An 11,830-nucleotide genomic window follows, 5' to 3' on the forward strand; every position below is an offset into this window, starting at 1 on the left:
TTGATGGTTCGTGTTGGGCAGGCGGTATCGGCGGGATGTGCATCGCTGTCGCCCAAGACGCGCCTCAGTCCTACGGAGAGAGGAAGTCGAACCAGGAGTGGCGTCTATCTGCCCAGGCGATGAGGTAGAAGCTCTACAGCGCCGCCGGACATGGGCCGCACACGTCGGCTCACAGCGCCGACGTGTGATATTTGAGCCGTTGTTGCGCGCCCCCTTGACGGGCGCGTAAATCTAATTCTTTCGCGTGCGCGTGTTCGCGCACGCATTCAATCCGGCCGCATCACGTTTTGTTTTGTGGTGCGCGGATGTCTTCACGTGTTTCTCGGGCGTCAATGGTCAGGAGTTTGCTTCGTGCACGACAAAAACCTGGTGAAGGTCTACAAGGACCGCGAGTACGTCTCCACGACGATGGTCCGCCACGACGGCATGGTCGTCGCCTTCGCGGTGGGGGCCGACCGGCGTATCTACTACAGCGTGCTGAGCCTGGACCAGGCCGACCGGGCGCGGGGAGCGCTGGATGCGGCCTACTGGAACAGCGACCCGGGACTGCTGCCCTTCCCCACCGAGATGGTCGAGGTGAGCACGGAGACGCCGCTGACGGCGGTCATGCCGACGGTGAAGAGGCGTGGCTCGGTGGAGGCGTCGTTCTCGGAGAAGCTGCTGCCGGGAGAGGATGATCCGTTCCTGTCGACGACGGCTCGGCTGACCTCTACCTTCCCCATCCAGGTGCTCTCCGACGGCCGGCACATCCTGGTGTTTCGCCAGTCGGTCGCGGCCGGTGACTCGGGGTCGGTGTACAAGACGAGCGGGGGCCTGTGGTCGGGGGACTCGACGCGCAAGGACTACACCCTGGTCGGCGGGGCCAAGGTCGCCGCAGCCGACTCCGCGTTGCTGTGCGACCGGTTCGTGCTGGTCGGCGCCGAACTCAAACCGGTCGTAGAGGCGCGCTACCAGCGCAGCCGCAGCCGAATCGCCCCCGCTTCGGGCGGAGACACACTCGGCACCCGCGACATGGAGGGGCGGCTGTTTTACGAGCCGACCATGAAGCTGTCGTTCGCGGGCAAGCTCAGCGGCGGGATCTTCTCGGTGTTGTCGCTGCCGACCGCGATCTCGGGGTTCTCGCGCTGGCAGATCTTCACCGCCGACGACGCCGGCCTCCTGCACAGCTACAACCTGGAGCAAAGTCCCGAAGGGCTGTTCAACGTCGCCGGCACCCAGCTCTACACCAGTCCCGACCCCAAATTCGCCAGCTCAGTGCTGGAGCGGGCCCCGGGCATCGACTCCCACACCGGGAAACTGCTGGTGCCGGTGCGCCCATCGCAGAACCGGGGAGGCACCGCGCTGCGATTCGACAACACGGCCAGCGCCCCGGTCATCGCGGGGAAGACCTCCACGGCGGTGACCGCCGGGCCGTACACGATGGAGGCCTGGATCAAGCCCGCCACCGCCACCACCACCGGGCTCATCGTGGGCCGCACCGACACGACCGGCTTGGCCACCCCGGCCTATCTGAGCCTGAAGGCCGACGGCAAGCTGCTGTTCGGCCACGGCTCTCAGACTCTCACCTCCACCTCGGCGGTGCCGATGGGCGTCTACTCGCATGTGGCGGCGGTCTTCGACGGGTCGCAGATGCAACTGTTCCTGGACGGCGTGGCCGTGGGGACCCTCGCCACGGCCGCGAAAGTCGAGGTCACCGCCCAACTCGTGGTCGGCAAACGGGTCGTTTCCGGCCCGGCGCAGGCCGATCCCTTTAACGGGCACATCGACGAGGTGCGGATCTGGACGCTTCCCCGCGGTGATTTCTCGGCGCGGGGGCAACGGCCGGCCGGCACGGAAGCCGGGCTGTATGCCTACTTTCCCTTCGACGAGGGCTCGGGCACCAAGGTGCACGACCGCGGTGTCAACAAGTTCGAGGGCACGTTCGAGGCCGGTCCGGTGTGGACGGATTCGGACGCACCGTTGTTCGACGGCCCGGGGATGAGCCGCCAGTCGTTCTCGATCACCGGGCGCAAGGTGGTCTGCGGTCTGACCGCGACCCTGTACTACCAGCAACAACCAGCGGTGACGGGATACGGCCACACGCCGTCGCCGGAGAAGGGGCAGGCGCGGGTACTGCTGGCCTTCGCCACCTCGGGGCCGCCGCCGACGGGTGAGCCGACCGGCCGCTCCTACATCGCGACCCTGGACTTCGCACTGTCGCGGGAGGGGAGGCTGGCCACAGCGCCGGGAGTGATCGATCTGACCTGGATCGGCGTGCCCGACCCCACCAAGGACAGCGACAAGCTGCGGGCCGCCCAGGAGGCCGTCACCGCGGCCCGCGGTCAGCTCTACAACGACCAGGTGCTCGCTGCGCGGCTCGCGGGCACCAGGGCGCGGTTGGCCCAGATCGATCACGAGCTGTACGACGGAGGCGCCATCAGCTTGTACACGCTCAACCGGACCATCGTTGGCCCGGCCCGCGACTGGGGCGGCCACCGGGAGAGGGAGAGACGACTCTTCGCCGAGGCGGCCGTCCTGAATCCGGAAGCTGATCGCCAGTCCGAGGCCCAGAAGCGACTCGGTGCGGACAAGGCGGCCTTGGAGACGGCTCTCAACGCGCAGGCCACGATGACCGGGGCGCTGCTCGGTGCGGCCGAGGCGGTCTTGGCGATGCCCAAGGTGTGCATCGACCGCTCGGGCCTGACCGTGCTGGGTGCCCTGTTGTCGGTCGCCTGGACGAGTCACGCCCCCGCGCTGCTCGACAGCTCCACCGGTGAGGTGGCGCTGTACTTCCGTGGCGGGGAGGGCCAGTTCTTCGCCGTCTACTACGCGACCACCATTTCCCCCGCTGTCAAGGAGATCGCCGTGACGGGCGGCACGTTGCGCCTGTCCGGCCGCGATGTGGCGATGAAACTGGCCGACTTCGACGTGAAGGTGACCGCGACCGGGACCGGCATGTGCAAGGTGGAGGTGAGCCGGGGTACGACGGTCGAGACGTTTCCCTCGGTACCCGACCGGGCCGACCTCCTGGCCGCGGTGCTGAACGGCTCGGCACGAGGATCGGACCTGGGGACGGTCTTGTCGGTCCAGGACAAGACCGTGACGCTGGCCGAGCCGCTGACGACCACGCTGACGGCGGGCTCGGTCATCACGGTGGGCGGGGACAGCCGCACCGTCGCAGGCGGGCAGTCGGGGTCGGCGCAGATCACCCTCACCACCGGCAACCTCACCGCCGGCACGGGCGCCAAGGTCCGCATCGCGGCCTACGATTACACGCTGGCCTCGTGCAACGTGGCCGGCATGTCGCCGGCTCACGGCTCGCTGCTCATCAGCGCCTACGCCGGGTCCCTCACCGCGTCGGTGCCCGCGGGAACCGCGTCCAATCTCAGCGAACCGCTGGGGCCGCGCTGGCACGGTGACGCGCCGGGACGGGCGTTCTCCTTCGACGCCGCCCAAAAGCACCGTCTGGAACTGACGAGTACGGCGAACATATCCGCCCTGGCCGCGGCCGGGAACCTGACGCTTGAAGCCTGGGCCAAGCCGACGTTCGTCGACGGCTTGGACACCATCCTGCACACCGATGTCGGCGACACCTGGTACGCGCTGGGTGTGGAGCACGGCACCCGGACCAACGGGGAGTCCGGCTACGTCATCAACGCGAACATCAACAATCAGGCCTTCCGCAGCTCCGAAGTGTTCCCCCTGGCCGAATGGGCGCATCTGGCGGTGTCGTTCGAGCAGGACTGGGCGATCCAGATGGACGGCACCGGCCATCTGAACGCCGGCGGCGCGGGCGGCCTGGACCTCGTGGACGACCTGACCATCGAGGCGTTCGTCAAACTCGACTCCATCGGCGCCAAGCAGGGACTGGTCGGCAAGGGCACGTTCGGCGCCGGCAACCACACCGCCGTCCCCTACTGCCTGTATGTGGACACCGACGGTCGCCTCGCCTTCACCTTCGAACCCGGCTCCGGCTCGGACGCGGCGAAGGTCTACAAGTCGACGACGGCCCTGACGGCGGGCACTTTCAACAAGGTCGCCGTCACCCGCAAGAACCCGACGGGTACCACGACCGAGGTGGAGATCTGCTTCTTCATCAACGGCAAGAAGGTCGGCGACTCGCAGTGGTACGGCGGCGCCAAGCCCGTGGGCAACGACGCGCCGGCCGAGCTGGGCCGGATGATGGTGGGCAAGACGGCCTCCGGTCTGAAGGGCGCGCTGTCGGAGGTGCGGATCTGGACCGTCGTCAGGAACGGCGACCAGATCGGCGTGCCGATCACCGCCAAGGCCTCCGGCCTGACCGCGTGGTGGACCTTCCCCGAGAGCAAGGGCTCCCAGACCCGGGACCTGTGCGGCTCCTACCCGGCCACGCTGCACGCGGTGACCCGCGTCCGCACCCCCGACCCCGACGGGAACCGGTTCACCTTCTACCGCAACGGCAGCCCCGTCCCCTCGGGGAAGACGACCTCGACGACGTCGAGCGTGGTGCGGCCCACCTCCCCGCGCTCGGTGGTGGCCGACGGGTTCACCGGCGACCTGGACGAGATCCGGGCGTGGCGCACCGCCCGCACCCAGGAGCAGATCCTGGACAACATGTTCGGCCGCGTCCGCGGCGACCGCCAGGACCTGCTGGCCTACTACCCCTTCGATGCCGATGACACCGTGGCCGGGGTGACGGTGAAGGACGCCGGCCTGAGCGGCCATCACCTGACCCAGTCGAGTCCGCCCCCCAAGATCGTGCTGTCCACCGCGCCGATCTCCACCGACACCGCCCAGGTCCGCTCCGCGCTGACCGGCATCCGCACCGCCTTCCACACCTTGATCGCAGCCACCCCGGCCGCCACCGAGTACGGCGACATCCAGCGCCTCACCGACGATTCGCTCATCGGGGTGCTGAAACGGGCCTACACCTACCTGCAGGCCGACAAATCGTGGGTGCTCAACACCGGGTACAAGGTCGGTGAGCTGACCACCACCTGGGTGGGCCAGGCCCAGTTCGACCCGCAACTGATCGGCTACATCGAAGGCGCCCCGCCGATCCCGTCGGAAAACCTCATCGCCGGCACCGCCGACGACTACAAGGGCGCCTCCTCGGTCGCCTTCGTCCAGGCCGACAACGTCGTCAACGCCCTGTCGTCGAACAAGAACAACAGCATCGACACGTCCGCGAAGGTGAAATTCGAGATAGCGACCGCCCAGAGCATCTGGACCGTCGCCGCCCCCCTGGGCGCCGGTACGGCGCAACCCCTGGCCGAAGCCACCTTGGATCTCGGGCTCAACGTCGAACTCAAGTACGCCAACACCTGGAGCAACGAGACCAAGGTGTCCCAAGGCACCAACACCACCCGTACCAGCAAGGTGGAGGTCACCGGCGGCTGGGAGGACCCCGACCCGACCAAGCAGGTCAACCCCACCGCCGGGCGACGCTGGGTGCCGGCCAACACCGGATTCGCCGTGGTGCAGTCCGAGACCGCCGACCTGTACGCGCTGCGCCTGGTCCACAGCGGCGCCCTGGTCGCCTACCGGATGCTGCCCAGCCCCGACATCCCCCGCGACTGGAACCTGATCCCCTTCCCGATCAACCCCCGCTACACCAAGCAGGGCACCCTGGACGGCGTCGTCGGCTACGCCAAGCACGAGACGGCCCCAGGACTGCGCGCCTTCCCCGACCCGCACTTCCCCAAGGCGGGCCAGGGGGAGCGCGGCGAGTTCAGCTACTACCGGCCGGTGGAGGCCTACCGGATCAAGAAGCGGATCCAGCGCGAACAGCAGCAACTGCAGGGCTTCTACGAATCGGTGTCCACCGAGACCCACGCCCCCGACCCCACCCACGGCCAGGCGGCCAAGGTACTGAACGGCATGATGGGCGGCACCGGCGCCGAAATCGCCCAGGGCGGCAACCCCGAGGCCGGACGCGCGGCCACCCGGGCCGCCTCACGCCGCAACATCGTCAACACCTACGTGTGGACAGCCGCCGGCGGCTTCTTCGCCGAGACCACCGGCACCACCGACCAGGTCACCGAGACCACGGCCGGCTCCTTCACCTTCACCGCCGCCATCGGCTGGAGCGAAGTCGGGGGCTTCGCGATCGGCAACGTCGGCGCCAAGTTCGGCTTCGAGTCCACCACGACCACCGGCTACAGCGTCACCCGCAGCAAATCCAAGGACGCCACCCGCACCTTCAGCCTGGACGTCACCTGCGCCCCCGGCAACCAGCTACAAAAACACAACGGCGACACCCCGGTGTTCGACGCCGACGGCAAACCGATCCTGGTGCCCGGCCGCGTCGACGCCTACCGCTTCATGACCCTCTACCTCGACACCACCACCGACAACTTCGAGGACTTCTACGGCAAGGTCATCGACCCCGAATGGCTGGACCGCGGCAAAGACCCCAACGCGCTGGCGCTCAAGCGCGCCCAGCAATCCGACCGCAAACCCCCCTGCTGGCGCATCATGCACCGCGTCACCTTCGTCAGCCGCGTCCTGGACACCGCCACCACCACCCCGTCCCTGGCCCAAGCCATGGGCGCCCTCGGCATCACCAGCGATTATGGGCTCATCCACCGCCTGCAGCCCTACCTGACCGGCGCCACCGGCGACTTCAACGCGTTGAGCAGGGCAGCCAAAACCGCTCTGGCCACACACTTCGCCAGCCTTGTCCCCTACGCCGAGACCATCGTGGGCCGCCTGGCCGCCTACTACAACCTCCCCTCCGACGCCCCCGCCCTCACGCCCGCCGCGCCGGCGCCCGTGAGCACCCTGACCAGCACCACCAAGTCCGTCGCCAAGGGGACGAACTTCACCGTCCACTACTCCACCCCGGCCGGCACCGTCAGCGCCAAGAACTGGGTCGGCCTGTATCCGGTCGACAAGAAGCCCTCGGAGGTGGAAGCCCTCGCCTGGGGATATGCCCCTGGGGCCGACGGCACCCTCGCCATTCCCACCACCGCCCTGCCCGGCCCGGGAACCTACGCGGCCTGGTACCTCCACAACGACGGCTACACCGCCCTGACGGGCGTACTCATGTTCACCGTGACATGACCCATCGTCACTGACGAGCTACCTACGGCGCCGGGCGACCTCGCCCGGCGCCGCAGGACCGATTCGACACACCTTTCCTACATTGGAAAACGTCCCAGCTGACGTGGCAGACACCCAACGGCTCATGTAGATCACCTGGCATAGTCGTGCGCCGGTCAGGGGCGTCGTGGTCGTCGCGGCCCGAGAGATGGCCGTCGGCCCGCGGCCCTCAAAGTCACGGCCCTCGCTGCGCTCGCCCTGCGGCCTTGACCGCCGCCATCGCCGACGGCCTGAGGGGCCACCACGACGACCATGCCGCCCGAACGAGGGAATGGGAGATGAGGGACAAACGCGCGCTGTCACTTCACGCCGCTGCCGAAGGGACGAATCCCAACCAGGTCAGTCCAGATCTTCCCCTTCTGAGCGGCGCCCGGCCTGGATGGAGGTGAAAATCTGGGCCGGTAATGGAGGCCAGGTGGGTGAGGGTCTCGACGTAGCCGGCGCAGGCCGGTCGGACGGGAAGCAACAATCACATCCGAACAAAATTTCCCTGGGACTACAAGAACCCCACAAAGCCCCACACCGATGGGGGGCGGCCCCCGGAGCCACTAACACCGCTGGCCGTCCTGTTGATGCCCAGGCCTCTACATCGGAGGACGTGGAGAAACGGCTCCTGTTCGCAAACCCACGGCCTGACATGCCATCATCAGAGGGATCTCACCTTGGGTTCCGCACAATGCCCCCTTCAGAATTCGCGAACTCTCGGGGAACCTGGGCTGTCAGCAGCACCTGATCTGGGCGTGGATGTCGGCCAGGACGGCGTCGGCGGTCGCGGCCCACGGGCTCGGCGGCCGTCCGCCGTCCGGCGGGGACGACGTGTCCGGCTGCTGGTCACTCATGAGTGCCTCCGGGATGCTCCTGGGAAATTCGAGAGTAGGGGCGCGGGGCCGGGATCGCTGCTGTGCCGATCAGCCGCACCGCGGCTGCGCGTGCAGGGGAAGAAGGTGGTTGGGCTGCGGCGCTCATCCGGAGTTACAGGTGGCGGCCGAAGGAGCGTTGACGTCAGCCGGCAGCACATCCAGCGCCGGACCTGAACCTGGAGCCAGTCGGCCGCCGGAGCCGGCCACCACGCCGATACCGGCGTCGATCAGATCGGCGCGGGTGAGCACGATGCGCCCGGCGCGACCGTCCAGCACGTCATCGAGGGCGACAACAGGGGCGGCCCGCGCCATCGGCCATCAGCGCCGTAGGAGCGCTTGAACCCAGGGCCGCCCGGACCGCTGCGGGCAGCAGCAGCGCGGCGGCGTGGGTACGGGTGATGCGCGGCGGGCGGTGAGGCGGCATGAAGCCTTCCTTTCGAGCGGGTCGTCTCGGGCGGGTGGTTCAGGGCGCAGGGGCCGCCCGGCCGATCCCCCTCCCCCGTCCTGGATGCCGTGCAGGCGCCACGTGGCGCCGCACGGCGTCGATCACCGAAGGCCCCCGCTCCGCGCCGGCCCTGATCCGGCGCCCGGATGCGCGCCGCGGACGAGCACCGCGGCGATGTCGACCCAGGCGGGACCCCGGTGGTGCGGGACGTCAAAACGTCATCGGCGCCTCGGTGCCGGTGCCCGCCTCGGCACGCAGAACGGGGATCTCGGTCACGATCGGCGGCGGGAGAAAGCGGCCAACGCACCGGGGAGTGCTGACGCCAGCTGTGTGCGGCCAAGACCTCCTCCAGCCAGGAGGCGACCTCGTGCGGGGGCATGCCGCGTCGGGGCGGGCGCAGCACCTGCTCGGCGTCGGCGTCGGGCAGGCGCAGCTGCCAGCCGCCGGCCGGGCCGGGCCGGCCCCAGATCCACCGCAGGGTCGCGTACCGCAGGCCGGGCGTGCACCGCACCTCCTCGCTCACTGCTCCTCCCCCAGGGCTTCATCGACCACCTGGGTCGCCCGTGTGATGCGCGGCTTGTGGTAGGCGTCGGCGATGTGGCCGTTCTCCGTCCGGCGGTGGGTGCCCGCGATGGCCTGGCAGGTGGAACACCTCTCCTGTTGGGCCTGGTCCTGGATCGCTGCCTGCCGGGCCGCGGCCCGCCGCCGGGCGGCGCGCGCTGACTCCCACTCCCCCACACCGGGGATGCCGTTGAGCCCGTCGAGGTAGGCGATGCCCGGCTCCTCGTCGCGCCAGGGCAGGTCGTCGGAGACCGGCGCCAGTAGCTGGTGCAGCGACAGCACGGTGGACAGCCGTTTGCCCCACTGCTGCCGGTCGGAGCCGTGCGCGCGGGCTCCCCACGATTCCCGGTTGGGCAGGTAGGGCCGCAGCGGCTGCCATGCGGAGATGACCGTGTCGGCTCGCGCGAGGTTCTGGCCGAACCTGCCCGGCTCCTCGGCCATCGCGTCCAGCCGATCGCAGATGTTGGCGCCGAGTTCGATCGGCACGGTCGGGGTTTCGGCGGCGAGCGCGAGCTGGCGCAGCCACACCCGGGCAGCGTCCAGGTGCACGGCGAGCTCGTCCATGGTGATGCGCTCCCCACAGCGCAGGTGCTCGGTGTTGGCCGGGTCCGTCGAGAGCTGCGTCTTGCGGTCGGTGCTCACAGGAACCTCACCCGGGCGACCACGGCCCGCAGCGGGCCGGCGCCGGCCGCCGCCGTCAACGCGTCGGCGGGCGTGGCGTGGCTGCGGACGGCGGCGGCCGGGCCGCACAGCAGGACGTGCTCGGTGCGGTCGAGGAGGTGCCACCAGTCGTCAGGGAGCTTGGTCACCTCGGGTGCTTCTCGCAGGACAACGTCGCTCCAGCCCTCATGATCCACGTGGGCGATCGTTTCCATCGACTGGGTGGCGATGTTCATCCGCAGCCGCCAGGCCGGGTCCGGCTCTGGGATGACGCTCAGGTCCCATTCCGGCCAGCCGTACCGGCTGCGCAGGTCGTCGGCTCCGGCACCGGGTGTCTCCGGTTCCAGGATCACGATGGGCAACGGGCCACCGTGGGAGATGTGCACCGTGGGTTCCGCAGCTGAACCGCTACGCCGCCAGGGAGCACGGAACGTCACCATCAGGGCTTAGGGGGCGACAACTCGCGACAGTTGAATATGTGACTCCACCAGTACGGGACCCCCGAAAGTCGCAGAGATCCGAACCGGCTTAGTGATCTTGTCGAGGAACGTTGGCGGTCTCAAGGGATCAATGCATCACCGTTCTTGATCAGGACAGCGCGGGAGGGCGGGAGGCGGAGGCTTGTGTCTCCTGACAGAATGAGGGCGGCCGTGCCCGAGAACATGATCGATCGTCGAACCGGGTGCGAGGAAGGGCGAGCAACCACCGTGGATCGGGCCCGATGAGCTCTGGCAACGCATCGAGTCGTTGCTACTGACGACCGAACGCCGCTACCGCAATCCCGGACGCAAGCGGAGCCTTATTGGGTATGGGGCGAAAAGCGGGCAGGGAGTACAGCAGACACGATGTCAGTTGTCCCGCGTCACGCCGCGCCCTCCCCGCCGGGCGGCAACGAGGAGTGCGATGGCGCTGACCGCGTAGGCGATGGGCGCCAGCGCCCAGACCCCTCCGTCCGGGTGCGTACCGAAGTAGAAGTCCGGTTGGCTGCCGGCGAACATGTCCGCGGTCGCGTCCGCCGGTGGAAGGGTTACTGGAAGTTCTGTCAGCACGAACACCAGATGGAGCAGCGCCAGGACGCCGCAGATTCCACTGATGGCACCGACGAGCGTGCGAGATCTTGCCACGGCGCCGACACCCGTCAGAAGCGGCAGGACGCCGATGACGAAGACGTCCAGGGCTATGAGATTCCGCGCCGAGGGCCCGACGAAGGAGATGGCGATCGACATCAAAGGCAAGGGAGGAGGGGCCCCTCCGCCCTCCGTCGTAGCGAGCAACGCCCACGGCACCAGCGAAGCGCTCACCGCCACCACGGACCACGCCCACGAACGACGACTCGCTGGCACGTTCCTCCACGTCAGCACGGGAAGATCGTATAGGACACTTTCCGGAGTTGCCCCGGTTCGGGTAGGCCATCCGGTCCAACGACCGCTCATGTTCTCGGGCGCGGCCGCCCTCATTCTGTCAGGAGTTATACGGGCAGCCCTCGCGACGTTCACCACCTGGATGGATCTGCTCGATCAGGCGCAGCGGTCGGGGTGCGCGGGCTGCTTCCGACGATCGCCAGGACCCCCATGGCGCGCTGGCGCCGACGCGCGACGGCCGTGTGAGCCTTTCCGTTGTCTCGCGTAGATTCGAAGGAGCCTGCCCGGATTCACGCGGAAGCGACCCAACCGTCCACCAGGGTGCAGAGCTGATCCAGGGCGGCCTCCACACGTTCACGATCGCCGGTCGTGAGGAAGTCGATCTGCAGCCCCGTGTACGCCGAATTGGCCAGCGTGGAGATGCGCAACGCGTCGGCTTGCGGCATGCCCCGCTCGCACAGGAGTCCCGCCACGAACTCCGAGCGGTCCGCCAGCAGCCTGGGCACGTGACCCGCCAACTTGCCCGCCGCGGCCAGGCCCTCGATCTCATGGATCAGGCGGGCGATCGGCAGGTTCTCCTCCTGCGTCTGCCAGTCCCAGGTGCGCCGGATGATCGTGCCCACGCTGTCGGAGCCCATCCAGCCCGGCAGCGAGCGCAACCAGGCCCGGTGCCGCTCGTCCAGGCGTTCCATGGTCGCCGAGAGCAGGGCCTCCTTGTCGGCGAAGTGGTGGGTCAGCACGCGGGTGGACTTGCCCAGGTGCTGGGCCAGCGGGCGCATCGACAGCGTGGAGAGGCCATGGCCGGTCAGGTAGTCGACGATCTGGTCGAGCAACTCCGCGCGGCGGTGCGGGTCGGCGGTCCTGGCCATCGCTTATCCCTT

Annotated in this window: 6 protein-coding genes; 1 reads left to right on the forward strand and 5 read right to left on the reverse strand. The window is 68.6% G+C overall.

Annotated elements, in window-relative coordinates; genetic code table 11:
- The first annotated feature begins 351 nt into the window (after positions 1-351).
- Positions 352-7,023: a LamG-like jellyroll fold domain-containing protein gene (locus tag SROS_RS46145; RefSeq protein WP_012891311.1), complete on the forward strand. Its 6,672-nt coding sequence runs from the start codon at positions 352-354 to the stop codon at positions 7,021-7,023.
- Positions 7,024-8,024: 1,001 nt separating this feature from the next.
- Here SROS_RS46145 and SROS_RS22970 read toward each other — a convergent pair.
- The 5 genes from SROS_RS22970 to SROS_RS22990 all read right to left on the reverse strand — a co-directional run bounded on the left by SROS_RS22970 (position 8,025) and on the right by SROS_RS22990 (position 11,818).
- The gene (locus tag SROS_RS22970; protein ID WP_043652695.1) at positions 8,025-8,234 is read right to left on the reverse strand and encodes a hypothetical protein; all 210 of its coding nucleotides are present in this window, start codon (positions 8,232-8,234) and stop codon (positions 8,025-8,027) included.
- A gap of 652 nt (positions 8,235-8,886) precedes the next feature.
- Positions 8,887-9,570 carry a hypothetical protein gene (locus tag SROS_RS22975; RefSeq protein ID WP_012891314.1) on the reverse strand — a complete coding sequence of 228 codons (684 nt, stop codon included), beginning with the start codon at positions 9,568-9,570 and terminating at the stop codon, positions 8,887-8,889.
- The gene (locus SROS_RS22980) at positions 9,567-9,950 is read right to left on the reverse strand and encodes a hypothetical protein (RefSeq protein WP_148269168.1); all 384 of its coding nucleotides are present in this window, start codon (positions 9,948-9,950) and stop codon (positions 9,567-9,569) included. Before SROS_RS22980 ends, SROS_RS22975 begins: the two co-directional genes overlap by 4 nt.
- A gap of 486 nt (positions 9,951-10,436) precedes the next feature.
- Positions 10,437-10,814 (reverse strand): hypothetical protein, encoded by a 378-nt coding sequence (locus SROS_RS22985; RefSeq protein WP_012891316.1) that lies wholly within the window; start codon positions 10,812-10,814, stop codon positions 10,437-10,439.
- Positions 10,815-11,239: 425 nt separating this feature from the next.
- The gene (locus tag SROS_RS22990) at positions 11,240-11,818 is read right to left on the reverse strand and encodes a TetR/AcrR family transcriptional regulator (RefSeq protein WP_012891317.1); all 579 of its coding nucleotides are present in this window, start codon (positions 11,816-11,818) and stop codon (positions 11,240-11,242) included.
- Between the last annotated feature and the right edge of the window lie 12 nt (positions 11,819-11,830).

It is taken from the genome of Streptosporangium roseum DSM 43021, from assembly GCF_000024865.1.
GTDB classification, from domain to species: Bacteria; Actinomycetota; Actinomycetes; order Streptosporangiales; family Streptosporangiaceae; genus Streptosporangium; species Streptosporangium roseum.

Bases quoted from the DNA above. Each gene is read 5' to 3' on its own strand.
- SROS_RS22985 (WP_012891316.1), bottom strand. From the start codon at position 10,814: ATGTCGATCGCCATCTCCTTCGTCGGGCCCTCGGCGCGGAATCTCATA.
- SROS_RS22990 (WP_012891317.1), bottom strand. From the start codon at position 11,818: ATGGCCAGGACCGCCGACCCGCACCGCCGCGCGGAGTTGCTCGACCAG.
- SROS_RS22970 (WP_043652695.1), bottom strand. From the start codon at position 8,234: ATGGCGCGGGCCGCCCCTGTTGTCGCCCTCGATGACGTGCTGGACGGT.